Here is a 24,101-nt window from a genome sequence, read left to right on the forward strand (position 1 = left end):
GGGCCGTCCCGCCAGAGCGGACGTGTCCAGAAGGGCACTCCCCGATCCGGTGCGCGGGCCGTCCCGCCAGAGCGGACGTGTCCAGAAGGGCACTCCCCGATCCGGTGCGCGGGCCGTCCCGCCAGAGCGGACGTGTCCAGAAGGGCACTCCCTGATCCGGTGCACGGGCCGTCCCCACGACCAGCGTCAGCGTCAGCGTCAGCGCTGATGGTGCGGATCAGTCGTCGACCTCGTCGCCGAGGAAGTCCGCGTACGTCACCTCGGAGTCCGTGATCACCGCACCCGGGTCGATCGGCTTCCGCGTCGCCTGGTCCCCCGAGATCGCGACGCGCTCCTCCGGAGTGAACGGTGGCAGGTAGTTGCTCGCGCTCATCGCCACGCCCTTTCGTCCCGAGGAACGTAACAGTCACGCGGGTTTTCCTCAGTGATCGTCACGAATTCGTCCCCCGCCCGGGAGCCGGACGGGGGACGGAAGTTCGCCTCCAGCGGACCTCATGCGGATGCATGCGACGAGTGCGCGCTCACTCTCGGACGACGTCCTCCGGCGACTTGTCGAGGCGCCAGCCCCGCCACGACGGCTGCCGGAGCCGTCCGTCAGCGGTCCACTCCGCGAACTCGACCTCACCGACGCGTTCGGGCGTGACCCAGTGGGCGTCACGGGCGTCCGGTCTCGGGACGTCGACGAGGGGTGACGTCTTCCGCTCCAGCGGCCGGAGGACGCTCGCGATCTCGTCGAGGTCACGGTCACGGAAGCCGGTCCCGACCTTGCCGACGTACTGCAGACCGTCGTCGCCGGGGATCCCGAGGAGCAGGGACCCGACGCCGCCCGCACGCCGACCGCTCCCGGGCTTCCACCCGGCGACCACGACCTCTTGCGTGGCGTGGTGCTTGAGCTTCAGCCATGCCTCGGAGCGCCGGCCCTCGGCGTAGCGGGAGGAGCGCTTCTTCGCCACGACACCCTCGAGCCCCTCGGCCTCGGAGTCCGCCATGGCTCGGTCGAGGTCGCCCTCGTACGCCTTCGGCACGTCGATCGCCCCGCCGGGCTCGACGACGGTCTCGAGGGCTTCCCGACGGTTGTCGTACGCGAGCCGGGTCAGGTCGTGCCCGTCCGCTTCGAGCACGTCGAAGAGCAGCAACCGCACCGGGGTGCGTTCACGCGCGGCGTCGACCTCCCGCTTCTTGGTCAGTCCCATCCGGTTCTGCAACAGCTGGAAGCTCGGTCGTCCGCGGTCGTCGAGCGCGACGATCTCACCGTCGAAGACCCCGTCGACGCCGGCCCGCTCGCCGAGTTCCTGGAGCTCGGGGTACTGCGCCGTCAGGTCGTTGCCGTTCCGGCTCCGGAGCGACACCGAGCCGCCCCGGACCGTGGCGAGCGCACGGACGCCGTCCCACTTCATCTCGAACGCCCACGCTCCGGTGTCCAGCGTCGGCTCGCCCTTCGCGAGGGTCGCCTGCATGGTGCGGCGCTCGACGGGGTCGGTGGAGGAACTCGCAGCTCCCGCGATCCGCTCGCGACCGTCGTCGTCGCGCCCGGCCGAGTGACCGGCGGTGCGGGGAGCGCGGGGAGCGGGCGTCCCCCCTGACGCGTCGGCCGTGGGGTCCGGCTGCTCCTTCGTCAGGTGGATGAGCCAGTTCTTCTCGTCGCCGTCCCGCCCGCGACCACGACCGCGCGTGTGCAGGATCGCGAGGCGGCGGTTGCCGTTCGTCCGTCCGTGCAGCGTGACGATGACCTCTTCGCCCTCGCGCCACTTCTCGAGCGCGTACGTGCCGTCGTCCCAGATGGTGACGGTCCCGCCGCCGTACTCGTCCTTCGGGATGGTGCCCTCGAAGCCGCCGTACTCGAGTGGGTGGTCCTCGGTCATGACGGCGAGGTGGTTCTTCCCCGGGTCCGTCGGCTCGCCCTTCGGCAGCGCCCAGCTGACGAGCACGCCGTCGTGCTCGAGGCGGAAGTCGTAGTGGTCCCGGGTGGCGTGGTGCTCCTGGATGACGAAGGTCGGGGTGCCGTCCTTCCGGACCGTCGGCGCGTCCTGCGGGACCGGTTCGGGGGTCTTGGACGCATCCCGCTTCGCACGGTAGGTCGACAGGCGGTCGTTCGCCGGGCCTCCGGCTCGGTCCTGCCGTTCCGCGTCGTTCGCCTGCTGGGTCCGGTCGCTGTCCCAGTGCCCCTCGTCGGCCCTGCCGACGGCCAACGACGCGGCCGCAACCGGGTGCAGGAAGTCGCCGCGGTCCTCCACCCGCTCGAGGACCTCGTCCAATGTCAGCTGGGCCAGCCCCTTCTCGGTGAGTTCCTTCCACGTGCGCGGTGCGGCGACGGTCGGGTGCGAACGCCCGCGGAGCGAGTACGGCGCGATCGTGGTCTTGTTGCCGTTGTTCTGCGACCAGTCGACGAACACCTTGCCCTTCCGCTCGGCGCGACTCATCGACGACAGGACCAGGTCCGGCATGTCCTGCTCGAGTGCCTTCGCGAGCTCGTGAGCGACCTCGGACACGTGCTTCGTCGCGGAGCGGCCGTCGAGCGCCGCGTACAGGTGGATGCCCTTCGAGCCCGACGTCACCGGGTAGGGGTCGAGCCCCATGCCCTGCAACACTTCGCGCGCGGCGACCGCCACCTCCACGCACTCGGCGAGACCGACGCCTTCCCCGGGGTCGAGGTCGAGCACCAGCCGGTCCGGGTTCTGCTGCGCGCCCCGCGGGCCGAAGCGCCACTGCGGCACGTGGAGTTCGAGCGCGGCCTGCTGCGCCATCCACACGAGCGTCGGCAGGTCGTCCACGATCGGGTACTCGTTGTCGTGCTCGGAGTGCTGGATCGTGTGGTGACGGACCCAGTCCGGCGCGGAGTCGGGCAGGTTCTTCTCGAAGAAGACCTTGCCGTCGACGCCGTTCGCCCACCGCTTCCGGGTCACCGGTCGGTCCTTGACGTGCGGGATCATCCACGGGGCAACGCGCTCGTAGTACTCGATCACGCGCCCCTTCGTCGTGCCGGTCTCCGGGTAGAGCACCTTGTCGAGGTTCGTCAGCGCGAGCCGCCGGTCCCCCACCAGGACCGTCGTCTTGCGCGCGACGGTGCTCGGCCGCGCCGGGCTCACAGCGCCACCCCGGTCGCTCCCGCCACCGTCAGCGTCGTGCCGGACGTGTACGACGACTCGGGCCCGGCGAGGTAGACGTAGGCGCTGCCGAGCTCCACGGGCTGCGCCGGACGGCCGAACGGGGTGGCCTGGCCGTACGCCGCGATCTCGTCGCCCGGGTAGCTGATCGGCTGCAGCGGCGTCCACACCGGCCCCGGGACGACGGTGTTGGCCCGGATCCCCTTCGCCGCGAGCTGCCGTGCGAGGCCGTTCGTGTAGGTGATGATCGCCGCCTTCGTGGCCGCGTAGTCGATCATCCGGGCCTGCGGTTCGTACGCGGACACCGAGCTCGTGGTGACGATCGCGCTCCCCGGGGCCATGTGCGGCACGGCCGCACGGACCAGCCAGAACATCGCGTAGACGTTGGTCTTCATCGTGCGGTCGAAGTCCGCCGTCGACTGCTCGGTGACGTCGTCGTGCACCTGCTGCGCGCCGGCGACGAGCACGAGCGCGTCGAGCCCGCCGAGCTCACTGACGGCGGTGCGGACGAGTTCGGTGCAGAAGTCCTCGTCGGTGAGGTCGCCGGGCAGCATCACGGCGTTCCGTCCGAGGTCGGCGATGAGGTCCCGGACCTCGGTCAGGTCGTCGATCTCCTCGGGCAGGGCGTTCAGCGCGACGTCCGCGCCTTCCTTCGCCATCGCGATCGCCGCCGCTCGGCCGATCCCGGAGTCCGCACCCGTGACGAGCACCCGGTAGCCCGGCATCCGACCGGTGCCGAGGTAGCTCGTCTCGCCGTGGTCCGGCGGCGGGTCCATCTCGCTGGCACGCCCGGACCCCTGCTGCGTCTGCGCGGGGAACGGCGGGCGCGCGTACTTCGTCCGGGGGTCGTCCTTGTCGAGCTGGCTCATGCGCCCATCGTGCTCGCGGAGGCCGCGCGGCGGTTCAGTTCGACGACTCCTGTGGAGGAACACCCCTCGGAACGTCGCTGTGGACAGGGAGGGAGGGGCGTGCCAGCAGTGCGGCGACCGGCCGACGCCACCGCGCCCACGTCACGGCCTGCTGCGTCGCGAGCCCGGTCCAGATCGCCGCACTGATCCACGCCGTCGGCGACCCCGTGACGGCCGAGCCCACGCTCAGCGCCACGATCACCACGCCCAGCGCCGCGGCGACGAGTCCCATCGTCAAGTCGTCCTGCCGCTGGGCCACACGCGGCCGCCAGACAGCATCGGGGACGTCGTCCGGGACGGTACCGCTCCTGATCCACTGCCGGGTCTCGACCACCGCGAGCCGTCCGCCGCGGCGCTGCCATCCCCACCACGTCCCGACCGGGGCGAGCACGAGGAGGACGACGGCGCCGCCGATCAGGAACCCGGCAGACGGGTCGCGGCCGACCGCACCGTAGAGGAGCCCGACCGCCAGCCACGCCGCCGGTCCGGACACCGCGGCGAGTGCGAGCCGCCACAGGGCACCCCGATCGACGTCTCCCCGGTGCCCCACCATGTGCCCGACGGTACCGCTCGGCACGGACGGCGTCCGCTCCCCGCAGCCTCCGGATCGCCCGGAGATCCGCACGCGACCGGCTGGACACGGGCATCATGTGCCCATGAGGTCGATCTGGAAGGGCTCCATCGCGTTCGGGCTGGTCAACGTGCCGATCAAGGTCTACGCCGCCACGGAGACGCACGACGTCTCGATGCACCAGGTCCACGACGAGGACAAGGCCCGCATCCGCTACAAGCGCGTCTGCGAGCTCGGGCACGAGGTCGAGTACGCCGACATCGAGCGCGCGTACGACGACGGCGAGAAGACGGTGGTCCTCACCGCCGACGACTTCAAGAAGCTCCCGCAGGAGCAGTCCCACGAGATCGAGGTGCTCGAGTTCGTGCCGGTCGACCAGGTCGACCCGATGATGTTCGAGAAGACGTACTACCTGGAGCCGGACTCCCGCTCGCCCAAGGCCTACGTCCTGCTCCGGAAGACGCTCGAGGAGACGGACCGTCTCGCGATCGTGCAGTTCACGCTACGGCAGAAGACCCGGCTCGGTGTGCTCCGCGTGCACGACGACGTCCTGCTCCTGCAGGGGCTGCTCTGGGGCGACGAGGTCAGGGCCGCCGACTTCAAGGCCCTCGACACGTCGGTGAAGGTGAGTGCGAACGAGCTGAAGATGTCGTCGTCCCTCGTCGAGAGCATGTCCACGGACTTCGATCCGGACCGCTACACCGACGAGTACCAGGTCGAGCTGCAGCAGCTCATCGACGCCAAGCTCGAGTCGGGTGACGACATCGACACCGAGAAGACGTTCGGGGAGCAGCCGGAGTCCGACGACGAGGGCGGCGACGTGATCGACCTGATGGCCGCCTTGCGTGCGTCCGTGGACAAGAAGCGGACGGGAGGCTCGGGGTCGCGTTCGTCGTCGAGCTCGCGGTCGTCCGGGTCCGGGTCCGGAGCATCGGGTTCCGACACGAAGCGGGCGCCGGCCACGAAGAAGGCACCAGCTGCGAAGAAGGAGCCGGCGAAGCAGGCAGCAGCTGCGAAGAAGGCGCCGGCGAAGAAGCCCGCGGCGAAGTCCACCACGGCGAAGAAGAAGGCGAGCTAGTCGGTCTCGTCCCGGGCGGTCCGCCGCAGGGCGAACGGCAGCGAGGTCCAGAGCACGCCGGTCCCGATGAACACCGCCGCGCCGCCGACGATGCCGCCGATGCCCCCGAGCACCACGTCGAACACGAACAGCACGGTGCCGGAGAACAGCAGTGCACTGGCGATCAGCGTGACGATGAGGATGACGTTCCCGGCGCGCACCAGGTCGTGCTTCTGCCGCTGCCGGAACACCAGGCGGTGGGTGGCCACGGCGGAGAGTGCGACGACGGTGACCACGACCGCCAGGACGACGAGGACCAGGTAGATCGTCTCCTGGCGGTCCGTCAACGACGTGAAGCGCTGCTGGAACGGCAGCGTGAGCAGGAACCCCGCGAGGATCTGCGTCCCGGTCTGCACGATGCGGAGCTCCTGCTGGATGTCGACCCAGTTCCGGTCCCAGCGCTCCGTCGGGGTCTCGTGCCGCCCCCGCTCCGTGTCCGATCCCGTGCCGCCCGTGCTCATGCCCCCGAACCTACCCAGCGCGTCACGAGCGTGAAACACGGTTCGGCGACACTGGTCCCATGACTCCACAAGAGCCAGGGAGCCTGCAGTCGTCACCCGAGACCGCAGGCCCGCCCGTCACCGTGTCCATCACCCGTCTCGTCGAACCCGAGCGCATCCCCGAGGTCACCCGGTGGGTGCAGTCCGGGGTGAACCTCGCGAACCGCTACCCCGGCTTCCTCGGCTCCGGATGGGTCCGCTCCCGTGCACAGTCCCGCGAGTGGCACATGCTCTACCGGTTCGCCGACCACGACTCCCTCGCCACGTGGGAGAACTCCGACGACCGGCTGCGGTGGCTCGACCTCGGCAGGGACCTCGTGGTGGAGTCCCGTGTCGAGAAGCGCACCGGGATCGAGGGCTGGTTCGACGTCCCCGAGGACACCCCGTCGTCGAGCGCCCCGCCGCGGTGGAAGCAGGCGGTGAGCATCTGGCTCGGCTTCTTCCCGGTGAACCTGGCATTCACGTACCTGATGGCGTGGCTCGTCCCCGCGTTCGCACACGTCGCGATCCTGCCTCGGGTCCTGATCACGACGGCCGTGCTCACGCCGATCATGACGTTCTGGGTGCTGCCCTTCGTTACGAAACTGATCCGCCCCTGGCTGCTCGCACCCGCTGCCACCCCAGCCGGTCGCTCGAGGTGACAGAGCCCGTTCAGTCCACCTGCCGCAGGATCCGCTCGATGCCGTCGAGGCGTCGCTCCATGCTCGCGAGGGTGCTCGCGAGTTCACGCTGCGCCGCCGCGTTGCGTTCGGCGGGCGCCCAGTCACCCTGACCGCGGTCCGCCCCCCACTTCAGCCGGGCGATCGAGTACACGACCCCACAGATGATCGCCGTCACCGGCACCAGTACCCAGAGCATCCCAGTCCAATCCGTCATGAATTCTCGTACCCATCCATCCGTCGGTTCAAGCCCGCTTTTGTGCTATCCGGTGACACCGATGCCACGACCTGATTCCGCTTGCCTTGGCTGGACCCGACCGAGGCGGGGAGCGCGTACTCCCCGCCTCGGTCTCCTCGTCTCAGCCGCAGGAGCCGGCTGAACAGCACGAGCTGCTGCCGCAGCACGACGTCGACGTGCAACTGCTGCTGCCGCTCGTCGCCCCGGTCTCGGGCACCGCGACAGCCTCGCGCACCGATAACACCTCCAGCCCGTCGAAGTCGAGGTCAGGCAGCTCAAGCATGGATCCGGACATAGTCGTTCCCTTCGGTGGTTTCGACTGGCGAGGAGCGCGCTCACACCGGTCCATCAAAATGCGTCTCGCCTCGGATGGTCCGTGGCGAGCCCCATGCTGACAGCGCGATCAGCAGGTTCAGCAGTCCGCTCTCGAGCGACCGGTCGGACGCCGAGAAAAGCGGAGAGTGGTTGGCGGGCACGCTGACCGGAGCCCGGCCTGCCGCCAGTACCGCTTGGTCCTCCGGCGGCATCCGGGAGCTTTCGGACACACCCCAGAACCAGTAGACGAGTGGGGCACCAAGCGCGTTCGCAAGCACCCCGACGTCGTCTGAGGTCCCCGACGGCCCAGGCATCAAGACAGCGCTGCGTCCGTGCTCGAGGAACGCGCGATACAGCAGGGCAGCGGCGTCCGGGTCGTTGCTGGCACCGTCGAAGGTCCGCGTCGCCGCCGTGGAGTACACGACGCTGTCGGCGACGACGACGTCGAGCACGCGTCCGAGCGCCTGCCGACGAGCGGTGAGCGACTGTTCGTCCGCTGCACGGAGGTCGACCGTCACCGTGGCACTGTTCGGGAGCGCGTTCTCCGCCGACCCGCCAAGCCGTGCCTGGGTGACCTGCCCGATCCCGGGGTGCACGGCGTCCACGAGACGGCAGAAGGCGACGCTGAGCGCGTTTCGTTCATTACCGATGAGACCCGGATGCCCCCCGGGGGCGGCCAGGTCGACGGACACCGTCTCGTTCCACGACGTGATCGGCCCGGGCCGGAACGCCACCATGTCGTGAGGGAGCGGCGACGAGTGCTGCGCGAGCAGGACAGTGGGGGTCGGCACGAGCTGGTCGATCCCAGCGCGCACCATCGCGGCCGCCCCGGTCCCCGTCTCCTCGGTCGGTTGGAAGATCGCGCGCACGGTGCCCGTCCGACGCACCTCACCTGAACGCAGCGCGGCGAGCGCGCCGATGACTGCTGCGGCGTGCAGGTCGTGTCCACACAGATGATCGGCACCGCCGCTCGTCGCGAGCGCATCCAGTTCCGCACGCAGGACGATGACCGGTTCCCCGGTCCCGACGCGGGCAACCACGCCGTGCCCGCCGACCCCGGCCGTCACCGTCGCGCCGAGGTCGCGGCAAAGTTCGGCGACGACGGCGCTCGTCTGCACCTCGTGCCCGGCAGGTTCCGGACAGGCGTGCAGCCGGGCGAACGCTCCGCGAGCGACGGTCAATCCACGTGGGACGGGCTTCACGAGCGCACCCGGGACGCGAGCGCCCGGCACCGCCAGAAGAGTCCGACCGCAGCACCCAGCACCGCACCGATGCCCGGACGCCGCGCGATCATGCCGAGTGCCAGACCCGCCACGGCGAAGCCCACCGAGGCGATGCCGATGCTCGCGTACTGCAGGTCCTTCTCGTCGTCATTCATGTGCTGTGTTCCCTTCGATCGCAGTGGTCTTCTTCGGCGCCCCGATCGGGATGATCGCGGCTGTGAACGCTCCGACACCGTCGAGGTGCAGGCACTCGTTCACGGCGTCGTCGTCGTACGCCGACATGGGGACGCTCGGCATGTTGAGCGCGGTGGACACCAGGATGAGGTTCTGGCTCATGTGCCCCGCTTCGAGCAGGGTCAGCCGCAGCGCCCGCTGCCCGTACTTCGCGCGCAGGTCGTCGAGCCTGGGCGCCAAGGCGACGATCACCGGGACGGTGTCGTACTCGACCGCGAGCGGTGTGCCCGCGGTGTCGCTGAACGAGGGCGACCACCGCGCGAGTTCCTGGTCGGTTGGCACGTCCACCCACCGTTCGAGAGCGTGTCGCGCGGCGTCGTACCGGTAGCAGCCCGCCTCGACACCCACGACGTCGCGGACGATCACGAACGCGTCGACCGCGTACGCCGCACTCGGGCTTGGGTACGCCCGCCGCGCTATCTGCGGTCGTACGGGCACCGCCGGTCCTTCCGGCACCTCGCCGATCGCGGATCGCAGGAGGCCACCGAGGACCGCCGCCGACAGCGTCGTGCCGTACGACCCGTAGGTGCTCCGTCTGCGGGTGAGGACCGCACCGAGCCCGGGGTCACCCTGAGACTCCGGCAGCGTGGTGACCTGGCGCCGGCCGAGGTCCGGCGCGGGGAGGCCCACGTCGAAGCGCGGCATCTGGTCCGTGGCCATCCGTTCCCGGCGGTATCCGCTCGCTCGGAGGTAGTGCCGGTCGGGCGCGGCGGAGTCATCGTTGAAGTACCGACGGTCGACCGGCCCCCGCCACTGCGACGCGGTGAGCCACGCGGCGATGCGTTCATCGGAGACGGGCACCCCGAGTCGGTTGCAGAACATGTGGACCTGGCTCCAGAGCACGCCGGCCACGCTGTTCTCCAGCTCATCGCCACGAGCACGAAGTGCCTCCAGGTCGGTGACGAGGCTGGAGAAAAGGCGGAACAGGGACGCTCTCCAGGTGTCGGACCCGTCTCCGGCGGACCGGATGACGGCGTCCTTCCGCTGCAGCCACCGATCCGGATCGACGTCGAAGGTCGCGTCGGCTGCGCGCCGGGCTTCCGGGCCGCTGGTCTGCTGTTCCCCCACGAAGTCCCACGAGCCGAAGTACCGGTGCGCTGAGCGGGCACCGCCATGACCGTCCAGCCCGAGCGCGTGCATCGCGAGCGTCATCGCGTCGGTCGCTATCAGTCGCAGCTCGGCGCTGCCCGGGCGGGACGCGAGCAGCGCTCCCGCGATCTGGCTCACCAGCGTGAACGCTCGCTCCGACAACGCCATCGCCGCCGCCCCGCCGTACCGCGCGAGTTCGGCTTCGTAGGGCACGTCGACCACGATCTGGCCGTGCTCGTGCCATCCGACCGGCGAGGTACTCGTGAACTCGCGACTGAACGACGCTTCGTCCAGGTGCAGCTCAGCGGGCGGCAGCGCGGCGCGCACGCCGCGGACCCATTCTGCGTGGGCGGACGCCCCGACCCCGCGCATCCTGACGCGCAGGTGCGGTCCTCCCCACCAGTACCGGACGAAGTGCCAGTCCGTGGGCGCGAATCCGCGGACCGACGGGACGACGGTGTCGGCGATGAACTCCGACAGGGTCGCCGTCGAGTTGTGCAGGTAGATGTGCGCAGTGCGCCACGTCGTGTTCACAGCCTGATTCCCCTCGTCGACCACGGAACGCCCTGGACCTCGACCGGCATCGTCCGCAGCCACAGCTGGTATCCGATCACCGCGTTCGGGTCGGCGCCGAGCGCATCCGCCCACTCGACCTCGTCGTGGTTCCGGGCCGGGCGCGACGCGATGCCGATCCCCGCCGCCGCCAGACACCCCCACTGCGCGATCCAGCCCAGCAGGAACGGGATGACGCGGTGCGTCTGCGAGCCGTGCAGCCCCGCGAGGAGCCGCGGCTGGACCACGAAGGTGATCCCGCGCGACGACGTCATTCGGGGGCGGCCGCGAAGGGTGCGTCCGCTGTCCGACGCCCCCAGGTCGACGACCCGCACGGCGTCGATCGACCCGGGGTCAGCGCCGTGGGCCAGGAGTCGGATGCCACCGTCCGGCACGTGCTCCCCGACGAGCTCGAGTCCGGCACGCAGTGCTCGGTGCACAGCCTCGGCTTGCTCGTCTGTGACGGAACCGCTGGTGACGAGGTTCTCACTCGATCGGCCGCTCGACCGCTGGTCAAGCCACGTTCGCAGGTCGCTCGCCGTGCCCGCTGCCGCTGTGTCGACACACCGGTCGAGCAACGGCTCTGACGGTCCCTCGGGGAGGAAACGGAGTCGGTACGATGCGTGCGCATCGCTACCCGTGCGGCGTAGGAGCGCAGTGGGAATACCGGCGCGGCGCGCGCAGAGGGCGACCGTCGCTGCGAGGTGCCCTGATTCGAGGTCGGCGAGGGTCGCCCGGAGCCCTCCGTACGGGGTCGGGTAGCGAGCCGGGTCCACGTCGAACCCGAGGTGTGCCGATGCCCACGGATACTCGGGCGGAGACGGCTGGCCGGCGCCGAGCGGACCGAACCGGACCTGACGGGTGCCGATAGGGTCCTCCACCTCGAGGACCGCGTCCGCGGCGAAGATCCCTCGCGGTGCGGGGTAGGCGCGATGGGCGACGTACCGGTCGTCCGGCGCGACGCGCCGGGTCCTATGCGCCTCCCAGACGGCCGCCAGGACCGTTGTCCGCCAGTCGGCACCGGGCTCGTGCGACGACTCGGTACGGCGCTGGAGCCGTTCCACCGCACCCGCTAGCGTTCCGGCGCGTCCGTCCTCGGTCGACAAGCCGGCGACGTGTCGATCGTGCTCGAAGAGCGTCCGGACCGTCCCGACGTCCCGACCGGGGCCCGCGTCCCAGAGCGCCTGGCCGGCGCTCCCCCATCCCTGCCGGTTCACGGGAACGGGTGAGGGGGCGGAGTTTCCCCCCAAGTTCCGGCCGGGACCGCGCCGTGGATGATGGACGCTGCTCGCGCCAGCCGAGGCACGTTGTCGATACGACGGTTCAGGTGCCCGAAGGTCATAGGCATGGTCCCCGGGGCGATCACCTTCACCGCGAACACCCCCACGTCACGAAGGTGCGGGGTGCTCTGGTCGACCGCGAGGACGGTCACGCCGACGCGAGCTGCGACGTCGACGTGGTGCCGCAACTCGGCAGTGACGTCCTCGGGAGCGGGCCGCCCCCGCGCGAGGAACTCGTCGAGTGACAGCCGACCACTCGGATCATCGAGGAACCCCCAGAGTTCGCGTGCCTCCGGGAGTCCGTGCATGCCGGTGTGGTCCTCGAGGACGTGCACGAGCTCGTGGTCGTGGAGCATTGGGCGGTAATGGTCCACACGAACGGACTCGCGCATCGTGACCCATTTCGGGTACATGAGCGCGTTCGTCACGCACTCCTCGATCGCCGCAGCGATCGCTCGGTCGCCCGACGGATGCGCTCCCGCAGCCAGAGAGAACGCCGGAGCACGCCCGGCACGGACGAGCTCGTCCGGTGCCGTGACGATGGCGATGGCCACCGGGATCCCGAGGTCGCTCGTCGCGTCGAGGACCCGGAGCCGGAGCCCGTCGCGTTCGACACGGAGCAGGGTGTCCGCCAACGCGGACTCACCGCTGATGTCGATCTCCCGGAGGCGCAAGCGCCCGTACCAGGTCAGGAGGAAGGCGTCGCGTTCCACGATCTCGAAGTACCCGTGCAGGGCGGCCTCCTCGATCGAACCACCGACCGCACAGCCGTTCGACGATTCGTACAGCAGCGCATCGGTCCCAGCGTTCTCATGCCAGTAGACGAGCTGCGCCGGCACGAGGACCGGTTGGTCGTGCGAGAGCCACCAGCCCTCGACCCAGTCCATCTCCTCGGTCGGATCGAACCGCCGGAACGGGGAGTCCGCCCGCTCGTACGTCTCCGGCGTGTGATCCGCCAGCGACCTCGGGTCCAGCGCCTGGTCCCCGAGCGCTTCCCAGGACGCCCGCACGGTCCGAGCCGACGGCTGTCGATGCCCGCCGAGCACTCGCTCGACGCCTTCGAGCAGAGCGGGCACCTCACTCGCTGCGAAGCTGCCGGCCCGCCCGTACCCACCTTCGCGGTGGGCGAACCCGGGTGCGATGGCCTCGGCGGTCATGAGCGGGAACGGCGATTCCTCGTCTCGGTACAGGTGCGCGATCGGCCCGAACCGCCAGTCGACGAGTTCATCTCGTAGGCTCTGCCCGTCCAGCGCGCGCGTCCGGAGGCCACCGGCGAGGGGCGGCTGCGGCGAACGGAGGTCCCACCGCGCCGGTACCGATGCCCGGATGAGGGGGGCGCACCGCGAGCACTCGCTGTGCGGCGTGATGTTGTGCACCGATGACGAGCCGTCCGACGTGTCGAGGACCATGGCATGGCCGGACGGCAACGGCAGGCTCCTCAGTCGTGCGGTCAGCTGCTGGAGCAGGGCAGCGGACCGTGCCCCGGCTGCCGGCACAGCCTGCGGGCGCACGTCGAGAGCCCAGCGTTCGGCGCACTCGCCGCACCCTGCCTCGTGCGGTGTGGGGTCCGGGCCGATGATCAGCAGGTCAGCGAACCGTCGGACAGGTGGGCCGACGGGCTCGGCCACCGCTGCCCCGTTCACGAGACGGCCTCCGCAGTCACGGCCAAAGCGCCGTGCTCGTCCCAGCCGCCGGCGTGCAGACGCGAGAACTGCACGGCGCCCTCGAGCCCGGGCCACCCGAGCAGCTCACGGTTGCCCGACCAGAGGGCACCGAGCGGCGACGTCCGCGCGGTGTCACCGCACTGCGCCCGCCCAACGGCTCGGAGCAGCGCCCCCTCGGCGGCACGTTCCACGCGCAGTCCGTACGCGACGCCCTGAGCACCGTCGCCGAGGTCCGCGACCACGCGAGCGATCCCCGACCACCGCCCGGTGAGCCAGGTCGACTCGACCGAGACCTCGCGGCCCAGGATCAGGACCGCCGCCGATGCGAGCCAGCGGGCGGTGCTCGTGATCGCGGCACCACCGGACGTCGTGACGACACCCCGCCGGGCGCCCTCGTCCGCTTCGAGCAGAGCGACGAAGGCCGTCGCAGCAGCGTCGGTCGTCGTCGGCCCGACACCCAGGTGGCCGAGCGGAACACTGGGCAGCGTGAGGGAACGCCACGCGCTCCCGAGCTCCTCCGCGACGGCGTCGAGCCGCGCCTGAGCAGTCGACGTGCCGATGCCGATCACCCGTGCGTCCCCGGAGACGGCGAGACCCACGGGCTGCTGTGGCAGCGCGGCCGGAACCGCACCGGACACGACGCCGAACACCGGGTCCCACAACGCTTCCATGGACGAGAGCGTGTCGGGCACGGACGTCTCCGGTCCGGGCGCGACCGCGAGTTCGGCGACACGGAGCGCCTCGGGTTCCACTCGGTTGGCGAACGCGGTGAACGGCCGAGGTTCGGCGACGAGCTCTGCCGTCGAGGTGACGTATGTGTTCCCCGTCGATGCGTCGGACGTGGTGTCCATGGCCCGCAGCGCGGCGAGCGCAGTCTGACCGGCGACCAACGCCGCCCAGTTCGGACCGATCGAGGACGGCGCGTCAGTCGCCCAGCGTCGGAAGTCTGCTCCTGCGGTGTCATCGACGGGCCCGTCGATCGGTCCGACGGCACAGGATCCCGCGCGTGCGCCGATCAGGACGAGCGTACGCCGGCCCTGATCGTCCGCCCCGCGGATCACGACCGGGGCGTGCCCGAGTCGGTCGTCGACGCCATCGAACTCGACGGCCGCGAAGCCGCAGAGAACGAGCTGTGCGGCGAGCGCGTCCGCGAGGTCGTCCGTCGCGCCGGTGATCGTGAGCGACGTCGACGCGGTTCGGCGTGCGGCGGCCAACGGTGCACGTGAGACGCGTCGGAGGAAGTCGATCGCCGGGTGCGCCGCAGCAGCGTCGTCCTCGGCCTCGTACCCCACCAGGAGCCCGTGGTCCCCGAGCTCGCTCATCAGCGAACGCACCGTCGACCGCGCGCTGGCGGGGAGCGTCGCCACGAAGTCCGCGGGGTCGACACCGCGCCGCAGGTGCGGTTCTACGGCATGCCACAGCGTCACACCGTGCACGCCGTTGATGACCACCGCCGATCCGCCGGCGCTGATCGCCACTCCGCGCCCCTCCATGTCACGGCTCGACACCGTGGCACGCAGCTGTACACCGGTCGCGGTCACCGATCCGAGTTGCCGGTCCATGTCGTCAGCCCTTCCACGGCAACGTCGGCGTAGCGTCCGCCAGGCCTTCTTGCCTGGCGATCGCCCGATCGATCGTCTCCTGCCACGTCTCACCGACCACGATCTGCGCCGCCTCCGTCAGGTAGAAGGCGAGCGTGTACCGCTGCGCCGGGGTCACGCCCATGAGCGGCAAGAGGTCGAAGAAGCAGTTGATCAGGTAGCGGTACGCGGCGAAGTCCGTGCCGTTGCCGAGCCTCGTGAAGTCGAGTCGTCGAAACTGCGCGTGAAAGTCGCTGTACCCGCGCTCGTCCGAACCGGACCAGCGGCGTCCCGTGTCGTCGTCGATCGACACCGCGCGTTCGTGCCGTTCAGGCAGCGGGTACGGGAGGACCTGCTCGCCGGCGGCCAGTCGATCCGCCTCCTCGCTCGCGGCTGCTCGCCACTCCGCCCAGAACACGCCGTCGTCGCCGGTCGGTGACACCCCGCTGTGGACATCCTGCAGACGTCGCACGAGGCCGTCCTGCTGTCGCTGGAACGACGCACGCAGGACCGACTCAGCGTGCCCGGACGGGTCCGACCAGTGGAGCTGCTCCTTCCAGTGCGACAGGAAAGCCTGGTATCCGGAGACGAGACCCCACTTCGGGTACGACGTCGCGATGATGCACATCGCCATGTACACCGAGTCGGCGTTCTGTGCGGCGGACCGCTTCGTCATCTGCACGAAGCACGGGTCGCGCATCGCACGCGCAAGGACCCTCCCCTTCGCCTCGAACACCGCTTTGTCCCGGATGAAGGTGTCGAGCCGTCGGTCGACGACTTCGACCTGGTTGTCCGGTCGGAGCGGCGCGTGCGGCCCCGGAACGAGCTCGAGCCGGCCGAGTTCCCGGGAGCGTTCGACATACGCCGCCTCGTCGAAGTCCACACTGGACGGCGACTCAGCCAGCCACGCCGACACGCGCGCGACCAAGCGAGCCTGCGCGTCGTCCACCGCTGACTGGCTGCCGCTGACGTTGACGAGGATGTGCGGACCGAAGAGCCAGTGCACCTGCAACCAGACCTCGACGTCGCGGAGCTGCGGCAGGAAGGCGAGGATCCCATCGCTGATCAAGCGTGAGGGTTCGGCACGGTGGTCGACCCGGATGGTGGTGGTCGTCATGGTCAGTCCCCGGTGATCGTGGCTTCGAAGAAGGTCTCGGATGCAGCGGTGCCCGACGTCGGTTCGGGGAGGAGTTCCTCCGCCATCACCATCGGTCCGAGGTCCCCCAGGCGGCGGCGGATGGTCGAAGTGTGGAGCCTGCTGAGGAAGTCGTGGTGCTGCGGCTTGGGGCTCATAGCTCGTTCCATCGGTGTGGCGTGGCTACCACGCAACGCACGGAAGAACACCTGCGATGGCATCTGCGCGGCTCGCCGGTCGGCGTCGAGCCGTCGGAAGTGCTGCGCGGACGACTCGTCGGCCCGCTTGAGCAGCGTGCTCGGGTCGAGTGCCCACCGGCGGCGGAACAGGACCAAGCGCTCGTGCACGATCCGAGGAGCTCGAGCGGTCGGTCCACGGCGGTGCAGGTCCATGCTGACGTCCCCGAACCCGTAGAAGGGCGCCTCAGCGATCATCGCGAGCAGCATCTCGGTCGCCGGGAGCGCGTGCGGCACCAGGAACCCGGTGTAGACCATCTCGACCGCTCGTCCCGATGCACGTTCGACGACCGTGAGGCCCGTGGGCCCGTGCACGATGGCGAGGTCGTCGATCCGTCGGGTGTCGGTGCCGTGGGGGACGTCGTCGTCGAGGACGAGTTCGGCCTCCGTGAGCAACGGCGAGAGGTTGGCGTTGAACCCGAGGGTGGGGCGCAACTGCAGAGTGAGGGCTCCGTCCGTCTGGGAGCGGAGGTGGCTCCGGAGCGCCTCGGTGTGCTCGGGGTCGAGCTGGCGCAGGTACCGGCTGAAGTACCGCAGTCGTCCGCCGTAGAGGTGGTTGACGACGAAGCGGTCTCCGGCGACCTGGCCGAACACTGCCACGGTGCGGCGTCGGGCGATCTCGGCGTCCGGGAGGGTGCTCGCCAACGCATCGAGGACCGCCTGATCGATGGAAACTTCTGTCGCATCGACTCGCGACAGCTCGTTCAGGTGCCGGACGGCCATTGCTCTCGCGTCGAGCAGCCGACGGACAGCCGTCGAGGGCACGCCGTCAATGTCACCAGCCAGGAGCCGTTGCGCCAGCGGGAACGCCCCGGCGGTCTTCCTGGCGAAGCGCCTGATGTCGGTGCAGACACCGCCTTCGCCGTACTGGGCCACGAACGTGGCTTCGAGCGCCGTCGACAACAGGCGCTGATCGTCGACTGCTGTGAGCAACGGTGCGAGAGCGCCGATCGGGTCGCGCCATCTGTCTGGGGACGGGACGGACGCCGAAGTGGTGACGTAGGAGTCCTCGACGATCGGCGCCGTGACCGCAGCGCCGACCGCGGTGGACCAGGCGCGCTCCAGGGTCTCGAGACGCGCTGTTCTTTCCGCATCCCCGAGCTCTCCGAACCCCGCGGTCAGCTGGTGCGTCAACCGCAGGGCAACGACGAGGTCCTGGGCACCGGCGCCTGGCCATGCGCGGAGCGCATCGAGCAATGAGACCTCGAAGTTCGGATCCTGCTCCGAGACCGGAGCGACCGGGACGAGGAGCCCTCTGGAGGCGAATTCCGCGAGGCCTGAGTGCACGGTCTCGAATTGGTGCGTGGCGTCACTGCTGATCCGGGCCGCCAGGTCACGCAGAGACCCGGGCGGGGTCGCCAGGAGCACAGCGACGGTCGACCGCCATGCCTCCGGCACGGGCCACGAGACGTCGACCTCGCGGAACGCGTCGAGGCGAGCGCCCAGACCAGGCGTGACCCAGCTGCGACGGCGGAACGTCAGGGTGCCACCCACCAGTTCCGCACCGGGTGGTGCAGTCCAGACGACGTGGTCGACGTTGGCCGGGTCGGACGTCGCTCTACGCACCGCGTGCCGTGTCAGTAGCCTCTTCACCGCCACGGCACTACGGAGCCCATGAACGTCGTCGGAGGGCAGGTCTCCGAGTGCACGGACGTCGACCGCCGTGTAGCGCGAGAACGGACTCACGCGGAGCGTCGATCGCGAGAAGTACTGCACCAATGCGGGTTCGGACTTGCGCCCCCGCTTGTCCGGGCTGCCCCCACGAGCGCTGCCACGCAGGGCGTGCAGGAGCACGGTGCTGGTCATCGCGACGCTCTGCCGGACACGGTCGTCCCGGGCCCAGGCTGAGAGGACCGCGCGTTCGGACGCCAGGTCCCGCTCCTCGAGCTCGTCGACGGCGCACGCCGACTCGGCCATGCGCTGCGTGTTCCGCGACCATGCGGACGTCAGCGGAGCCGCGTCGAACAGCTCCGGCCCGATCGTCGGGAGCGTCGTCGCAGCTTTGTGGACCGCACGCTTCGCCGCGAGTGCCTGCCGTCTGCTCGCCCCGTCGAGCAGCGGGATGAGCCGTTCTAGTTCGCTGATCGTCGCGTCGCGCAGTGCCTCGCGTTGAGCGGACCCTTCGTGGATCTCAGCCAGTCGACGGTCCAGTTCCGCGCCCCCCTCGTGCCGGAGTACTCGGTACCGATACGTGTTCTCGCGCACCATCCATCGCGGTGTGAGATCGACCCGCACCGTCTGTCCCTCCGTGAACATGGCTTACTCGGCTGACTTCCTGCGGGTGAAGCCCCGAGGCTCGCGTTCGGATGCCCACCGGAAGAAGGCGCCGGACAGGACGATGCCGATGACGGCCCAGCAAAGCAGGATCAGCACTTGTCGACCGTCCCAGACGAACGCTCCCTCGGAGAAGACCGCAGCGAAAAGCTGGAAGAGCGGTGCGCCGGGGAGGTAGGGGACGATGGCGTCGACGAAGGCACCGAGTGGCACCGTGATGAACGCGCCCGACAGGAACGCGAGCGGGAAGAAGATGCCGTTGACGATCGGGACTGCCGCGTCGGCGTTCGGCGGGAGCAGCGAGAGCGCCACGCCGATTGGCGACAGGGCGATGAAGCCAGTCACTGCAGTCACGACGAGCGGCACGATGCGGTTGGGGTCCATCGTGACCCGCAGGCCGAGGAACCCGATCGCGGACACCACCGCGAGCACGATGACCAGGGTGACGAAGATGTTCACGAGGAACGCACCCATGACGACCCACGGCGGTACCGGCGTCGTCCGGAACCGACGGAACAAGCCGTGTTCGCGGCGGATCGCCAGGCCGATCGCGACGTTCGCGAACGTCACCGACATCAACGCGAACGTGAGCACGCCTGCGTAACTGAGGTTTGCCTGTCGGATCTCCGCACCGTTCACGGAACGAATGCTGTCCGCAGCACTCAGGAATGCGACTCCGAACACGACGTAGAACATGACGGGCATGAGCACGATGAACGCGAGGGAAATGACCGACATCCAGAAGTCGACGAATTCTGATCGCGTGTGCAAGAGAAAACTCTTCGCGAACTTGTGTCGCTTTCCAGCGGCTGATGCGATCGTCACGCGGAGACCTCCGGTGCACCGACGAGCTTGACGTATGCATCGTCGAGGGTGGGTGCGGCGATCGTCAGGTCACCGAGGTTGTGCCCCGTCGAGGCTTCCCACGATCGCAGCTGTTCGAGGAGTTCACCGTGAGACGGCGTGACGTACCGGAGGCGCTCGCCGACTCGGATGGCTCCGGCTGGGAGCAGCTCGCGTTCGCCGACGGGGAGATCGAACTCGACCCGTCCGGGGGCCGCTGACAGCTTCACGATGTCTCGTGGGCTGCCGCTCGCGGCGAAGTGGCCGTCGCGGAGGATGTGCACGGCGTCGGCCAGCTGCTGGACCTCGTCGAGGTCGTGGGATGTGAGCACCACGGTCACCCCGGCCCGGTTCGAGTCGGCGATCAGCCCGCGGATCGAGTGTCGTGAGATCGGGTCCAGGCCGGTCGACGGTTCGTCGAGGAACAGGATCCGTGGGCGGCCGACGAACGCCAACGCAAGGTCGAGACGACGTCGCATACCGCCGGACAGGGACCGGACCGGCTTGCGCGCGAACTCGTCGAGGCCGAAGCGGCTCACTGATTCTGCGAGCGGCACGGGGTCCGAGTAGTAGCTGGCCTGCCGGAGGAGCAGGTCGCGCGGCGTCAGCGCGGGCTCGAGGAGCGTCTGCTGCATGACGACGCCGATGACCATCCTGAGCCGTCGGAAGTCCACGACGTGTCCGGGGTCGTACCCGAGGACCGACACCGATCCAGAGTCACGCCCCCGGTGCCCTTCGAGGATCTCGACGAGCGTGGTCTTGCCTGCGCCGTTCGGTCCGAGGAAGGCGGCGACGCTTCCATCTTCGACGACGACGTCGAGTGCCCTGAGCACCTCGACCCCGCGGTAGCTCTTGGTCAGCCCATCGGCTGTGATGGCGGCCATGGATCGGTCCCGTCTGGTTGCTGAATCGTCGGTGATCTGATCAATGCGGCGCTCTCACGCGAACGACAGCCCCGCACGCCGGATCAGCCGCAGGACCCCGACGAGCAGCACGAGCTGCTCCCACAGCAGGAAGTCGAGGTGCAGCTGCTGCTCCCACTCGTCGCCCCGGTCTCGGGCACGGCGACCGCTTCACGGACGGACAAGACCTCGAGACCACTGAAGTCGAGGTCTGGCAGATCAATGATTGAGTTTCGCTCCATGCTGGAATCCCTTTAGCCGCGGAACCGGCCAATCCAGTTCCCCTGGCCGTTAACATATTGGCGTTCTCACTTCACGTCAACCGTAGACATAAGAACTTGCGAAGTGCACCGGTTCATTCGTGACGACGAGCCGGCTCAGGTGCGGTGCCAGCGTTGGAGTGCGACGTCAAGTCGCGTCAGACCAGCACCGACAGCTGGTCGAGGCGCTCCAGGATCACGCCCTCGCGCAGCGCCCACGGGCAGATCTCCAACGACGGCAGGTCGAAGATGTCCAGGCACGCCTCCGCGACGAGCGCTCCCGGCACGATCTGGTGGGCGCGGCTCTCGGAGACACCGGGGAGCGTCGCGAGCTCCTCGACCGACATCGCGAGCAGCGCCGGTAGCTGCTGTCGGAGGACCGCCCCGTCGAGCGACCGCGGCACGAGCGGCCCGGCACCCGACGGCGCGGCTCCGCAGATCCGCGCGATCGACCGGAACGTCTTCGAGGTCGCCACGGCCCGGTCGGGCGCCCCGGAGCGCAGGAGCTTGCCGGCGTCGCGGGCGATCTCGACACGGATCTCGTGCCGGATCCGACGGACGTCGTCCGCGGTCGGGGTGCCCGACGCGAAGAACGACCGCGCGAGCCGGGCCGCCCCGATCGGCATCGACCACGCCACGTCGGGCGCCTCGTCCGCACCGCCGGCGATCTCGAGCGAGCCGCCGCCGATGTCGAACACCGCGAGCCGGCCGGCGGACCAGCCGAACCAGCGGCGCACGGCCAGGAACGTCAGCCGGGCCTCGTCCGAGCCGGAGAGCACGGCGAGCTCGACCCCGGTGCGGTCCTCGACGTGGGCGAGGACCGCTTCGGAGTTCACGGCGTCACGGACGGCCGACGTCGCGAACCCGAGCATGTCCTCGCAGCCGCGCTCCTCGGCGACGCGCACCGACTCCGACACGAAGTCGGTCAGCGCGTCGATGCCGAACTGCGTGACCGCCCCGCGCTCGTCGAGGTGCTCGGCGAGGCGGAGCGGCTGCTTGTACGACGACGCCGGCAGCGGCGCGGCGCCGCCGTGGGCGTCGACCACCAGGAGGTGGCCGGTGTTGGACCCGATGTCGAGGACTCCCACGCGCATGTCTGCAAGATACAAGCCGGGAGGCTGTTCCTACGCCCGCAGGAACGCCTCGAGCTGGTCGGTGGTCGGGTACGACGCCTGCGCCCCGGCCCCGGTCGCGGCGTACGCCCCGACCCCGGCGGCGAACCGTGCCGCGTCGACGAGGGAGTCACCGGCGGCGAGCCGGAGCGCCACGGCACCCATGAACGCGTCGCCGCAGCCCGTGGTGTCGACGGCCTCGACCGGGATCGCCGGGACCTCGACGGGCTCGGCATCGCCGTCGTGCACGACGCTGCCGTCGCCACCCCGGGTGACGATCGAGCGGGCGACGCCGTGGTCGCCGAGCTCGGCGGCCTCGTGCTCGTTCACCAGCAACACGTCGGTGAGGTCGAGGAGCTCGCGGGGCACGTCGCCGAACGGGGACAGGTTCGTCAGGACCGTGACCCCGGCGTCGTGCGCGGCACGGGCGGCGGCGAGGACCACGTCGATCGAGACCTCGAGGCAGAGCCCGAGCACCGCGGCGCCCGTGAAGGCGTCGGCAGGGACGTCATCCGGCGTCAGCGTGGCGTTCGCGCCGCCGGAGATCACGATGGTGTTCTCCCCGTGCGCGTCCACGGTGATGACGGCGGTGCCGGTGGCCACGCCCTCCCGGACGGCGACGTGCGTGGTGTCCGCACCCGCGGCCGCGACGGAGTCGCGGAGCAGCGCACCGTTCCCGTCGTCGCCGACCGCGCCGATCATGCGCACCGTGCCCCCGAGCCTCCCGGCGGCCACCGCCTGGTTGGCGGACTTGCCCCCGGGCAGGGTGGCGAGGTCGGACCCGTGCAGGGTCTCACCGGGCTTCGGGAAGCGGTCGGTGCGGACCACCAGGTCCGCGTTCAGCGACCCGACGATCACGATGGTGTCGGTCAACGGACGGTCTCCTTCTGCGGGGCGACGGACGTGGTCTCGGCGCTCTCCGGACGGGGGATCAGGAACGACGTCGCCAGGGCGGCGATCGTGATCACGGCACCGAGCAGCATCCCACCGGAGTAGCCGGCGGTCCCCGCTGACCCGCCGACGCCGAGGGCGATCTGCAGGGCCGGCAGCACGGCGAAGCTGACGCCGGCGCCGAGGTTGAACGCACCCGCGTTCAGGCCGGGCAGGAAGCCCGGGTTCGAGTCCGGGGACAGGACGATGCCGAGGCCGTTCAGGATGATGTTCGCGATGCCCGCGTAGGTGATGCCGATCAGGACGGTCGCGGCAACGAGGACCGGCAGGGAGTGCACGCCGACGAACGCCATCAGCAGCGTCGCGACGATGCTGCCGATCAGGCCGACACGCAGGATCGCGCGGTAGCCGATCGTCGGGGCGAGGCGACCGGCGAACGGGCCGACGATCCACCCGACCAACGCGTACGGCGTGAGGAACACCAGGGAGGCGAGGTCGGCCTCCATCCCGAAGCCGGCGTCCGGGTTCTGCGCCAGCGACGTGACGAGGCCGTTCACGACGGCGAAGACACCGGTCATCGTGAGGAAGGTCGTCGCGAGGAGCGCCCACGTCGCCCGGCGCTTCAGGAACCGGGTCTCGACGAGCGGCTCCTTGACGCGGGACTCCACCGCCCAGAACACGGCGAACGCAGCCAGCGCGACGACGATCCCGCCGATGACGACGAGCGGGTTCGCGGCGCCGAGCTTCCCGGCCTCGTTGAAGGCGGTGAGGAGTGCGCCGACCGAGACGACGAGCGGCACCACCCCGATCCAGTCCATCCGGGTGCCCGCGGACGGCTTCGACTCGACGCCCCACACGGCCACCATCGCGAGCGCGATCACCGTGACGACGGCGATCACCCAGAAGATGCCGCGGAACCCGAAGTTCGTGGCGATCCACCCACCGGCGAGCGAGTCGATCCCGGCGATGCCACCGTTGACCGCGGTGAGCAGACCGAGCGCCGCGCCGTAGCGCTTCGGGTCGGCGATCTCGTTGCGGAGGACCAGGAGGCAGATCGGGACGACCGGACCGGTGACGCCCTGGATGATGCGGCCGGTGAACAGCATCGGGACGTTCACCGCGAGCGCCGCGACGATGCTGCCGACGAGCATCACGGCGAGCATGCCGACCAGGACGCGCTTGCGGCCGACGATGTCGGACAGGCGCGGCAGGAACAGCGAGAACAGCGCGGCGAGCGTGAAGTACAGGGTCTGCGAGAGCCCGATCGTCGCGTCGTCGGTGTGGAGCTCCCTCGCCATGGTGACCAGGGCGGGGCTGAGCATGCTCGCGTTCAGCTGGAACGCGATGCAGGCTGCGAGGAGCGCGGCGGTGAGTGCGCCGATCGACTTCTTCGTCGATGAGGTGGTCATGTGCG

General features: G+C 69.9%; 21 protein-coding genes and 1 CRISPR repeat array (1 of these 22 cut by a window edge). Of the genes, 2 read left to right on the top strand and 19 right to left on the bottom strand.

What is annotated here, in order from left to right; translation table 11 throughout:
- A CRISPR array of direct repeats spans nt 1-153; the repeat unit is 31 nt; unit sequence CAGAGCGGACGTGTCCAGAAGGGCACTCCCC (it extends 93 nt beyond the left edge of the window).
- A gap of 64 nt (nt 154-217) precedes the next feature.
- The 4 genes from EDF27_RS19515 to EDF27_RS01420 all read right to left on the bottom strand — a co-directional run bounded on the left by EDF27_RS19515 (nt 218) and on the right by EDF27_RS01420 (nt 4,565).
- The gene (locus tag EDF27_RS19515; protein WP_165931305.1) at nt 218-373 is read right to left on the bottom strand and encodes a hypothetical protein; all 156 of its coding nucleotides are present in this window, start codon (nt 371-373) and stop codon (nt 218-220) included.
- Between the two features lie 148 nt (nt 374-521).
- Nucleotides 522-3,086, bottom strand: coding sequence for an ATP-dependent DNA ligase (locus EDF27_RS01410; protein WP_132046868.1), 2,565 nt, complete (start codon nt 3,084-3,086; stop codon nt 522-524).
- Complete coding sequence (locus EDF27_RS01415; protein ID WP_123701235.1) at nt 3,083-3,973, bottom strand: SDR family oxidoreductase; 891 nt, start codon at nt 3,971-3,973, stop codon at nt 3,083-3,085. Before EDF27_RS01415 ends, EDF27_RS01410 begins: the two co-directional genes overlap by 4 nt.
- Nucleotides 3,974-4,007: 34 nt before the next feature.
- Entirely contained in the window at nt 4,008-4,565 is a 558-nt protein-coding gene (locus EDF27_RS01420) for a hypothetical protein (RefSeq protein WP_132046870.1), read from the bottom strand.
- Between the two features lie 103 nt (nt 4,566-4,668).
- Between EDF27_RS01420 and EDF27_RS01425 the strand changes: the two genes are divergently transcribed.
- Nucleotides 4,669-5,661 carry a Ku protein gene (locus EDF27_RS01425; RefSeq protein ID WP_123701233.1) on the top strand — a complete coding sequence of 331 codons (993 nt, stop codon included), beginning with the start codon at nt 4,669-4,671 and terminating at the stop codon, nt 5,659-5,661.
- Here the strand turns inward: EDF27_RS01425 and EDF27_RS01430 are convergent.
- Nucleotides 5,658-6,161: a DUF6328 family protein gene (locus EDF27_RS01430; RefSeq protein WP_132046872.1), complete on the bottom strand. Its 504-nt coding sequence runs from the start codon at nt 6,159-6,161 to the stop codon at nt 5,658-5,660. The two genes, EDF27_RS01425 and EDF27_RS01430, sit on opposite strands and share 4 nt — an antisense overlap.
- Before the next feature lie 59 nt (nt 6,162-6,220).
- On the opposite strand from EDF27_RS01430, the gene EDF27_RS01435 reads away from it, so the two are divergent.
- Nucleotides 6,221-6,841, top strand: coding sequence for an antibiotic biosynthesis monooxygenase (locus EDF27_RS01435; RefSeq protein WP_123701231.1), 621 nt, complete (start codon nt 6,221-6,223; stop codon nt 6,839-6,841).
- Between the two features lie 10 nt (nt 6,842-6,851).
- On the opposite strand, the gene EDF27_RS01440 is transcribed toward EDF27_RS01435, so the two are convergent.
- The 14 genes from EDF27_RS01440 to EDF27_RS01515 form a co-directional block, all read right to left on the bottom strand.
- Nucleotides 6,852-7,076, bottom strand: a complete 225-nt coding sequence (locus EDF27_RS01440) for a hypothetical protein (protein WP_132046874.1) — start codon at nt 7,074-7,076, stop codon at nt 6,852-6,854.
- Between the two features lie 356 nt (nt 7,077-7,432).
- Nucleotides 7,433-8,530: a M20/M25/M40 family metallo-hydrolase gene (locus EDF27_RS01450; protein WP_165931306.1), complete on the bottom strand. Its 1,098-nt coding sequence runs from the start codon at nt 8,528-8,530 to the stop codon at nt 7,433-7,435.
- Nucleotides 8,531-8,610: 80 nt separating this feature from the next.
- Complete coding sequence (locus EDF27_RS01455; protein WP_123701227.1) at nt 8,611-8,790, bottom strand: hypothetical protein; 180 nt, start codon at nt 8,788-8,790, stop codon at nt 8,611-8,613.
- Nucleotides 8,783-10,492: a lantibiotic dehydratase C-terminal domain-containing protein gene (locus tag EDF27_RS01460; protein WP_132046878.1), complete on the bottom strand. Its 1,710-nt coding sequence runs from the start codon at nt 10,490-10,492 to the stop codon at nt 8,783-8,785. Before EDF27_RS01460 ends, EDF27_RS01455 begins: the two co-directional genes overlap by 8 nt.
- Complete coding sequence (locus EDF27_RS01465) at nt 10,489-10,950, bottom strand: hypothetical protein (RefSeq protein WP_132046880.1); 462 nt, start codon at nt 10,948-10,950, stop codon at nt 10,489-10,491. The genes EDF27_RS01460 and EDF27_RS01465 overlap by 4 nt, the downstream gene beginning before the upstream one ends.
- Nucleotides 10,951-11,723: 773 nt before the next feature.
- Nucleotides 11,724-13,418, bottom strand: a complete 1,695-nt coding sequence (locus tag EDF27_RS01470; protein ID WP_165931307.1) for a TOMM precursor leader peptide-binding protein — start codon at nt 13,416-13,418, stop codon at nt 11,724-11,726.
- An 11-nt stretch (nt 13,419-13,429) separates the two neighbouring features.
- On the bottom strand, nt 13,430-15,016 hold the full coding sequence (locus EDF27_RS01475) for a hypothetical protein (RefSeq protein ID WP_132046884.1): 1,587 nt from the start codon (nt 15,014-15,016) through the stop codon (nt 13,430-13,432).
- A 4-nt stretch (nt 15,017-15,020) separates the two neighbouring features.
- Nucleotides 15,021-16,151, bottom strand: a complete 1,131-nt coding sequence (locus EDF27_RS01480; protein ID WP_132046886.1) for a lantibiotic dehydratase C-terminal domain-containing protein — start codon at nt 16,149-16,151, stop codon at nt 15,021-15,023.
- Nucleotides 16,152-16,153: 2 nt separating this feature from the next.
- Nucleotides 16,154-18,613: a lantibiotic dehydratase gene (locus EDF27_RS01485; protein ID WP_165931308.1), complete on the bottom strand. Its 2,460-nt coding sequence runs from the start codon at nt 18,611-18,613 to the stop codon at nt 16,154-16,156.
- A gap of 51 nt (nt 18,614-18,664) precedes the next feature.
- Nucleotides 18,665-19,450: an ABC transporter permease gene (locus EDF27_RS01490; RefSeq protein ID WP_207909547.1), complete on the bottom strand. Its 786-nt coding sequence runs from the start codon at nt 19,448-19,450 to the stop codon at nt 18,665-18,667.
- Nucleotides 19,451-19,500: 50 nt separating this feature from the next.
- Nucleotides 19,501-20,406 (bottom strand): ABC transporter ATP-binding protein, encoded by a 906-nt coding sequence (locus tag EDF27_RS01495; protein WP_123701220.1) that lies wholly within the window; start codon nt 20,404-20,406, stop codon nt 19,501-19,503.
- Between the two features lie 436 nt (nt 20,407-20,842).
- On the bottom strand, nt 20,843-21,778 hold the full coding sequence (locus EDF27_RS01505) for a Ppx/GppA phosphatase family protein (protein ID WP_123701218.1): 936 nt from the start codon (nt 21,776-21,778) through the stop codon (nt 20,843-20,845).
- 30 nt (nt 21,779-21,808) lie between these two features.
- A complete protein-coding gene (locus EDF27_RS01510) occupies nt 21,809-22,669 on the bottom strand; it encodes a ribokinase (protein WP_132046890.1) in 861 nt (286 codons plus the stop codon).
- On the bottom strand, nt 22,666-24,096 hold the full coding sequence (locus EDF27_RS01515; RefSeq protein ID WP_132046892.1) for an MFS transporter: 1,431 nt from the start codon (nt 24,094-24,096) through the stop codon (nt 22,666-22,668). The genes EDF27_RS01510 and EDF27_RS01515 overlap by 4 nt, the downstream gene beginning before the upstream one ends.
- Nucleotides 24,097-24,101: the final 5 nt, after the last annotated feature.

Source organism: Curtobacterium sp. PhB136, assembly GCF_004346855.1.
Lineage (GTDB): Bacteria > Actinomycetota > Actinomycetes > Actinomycetales > Microbacteriaceae > Curtobacterium.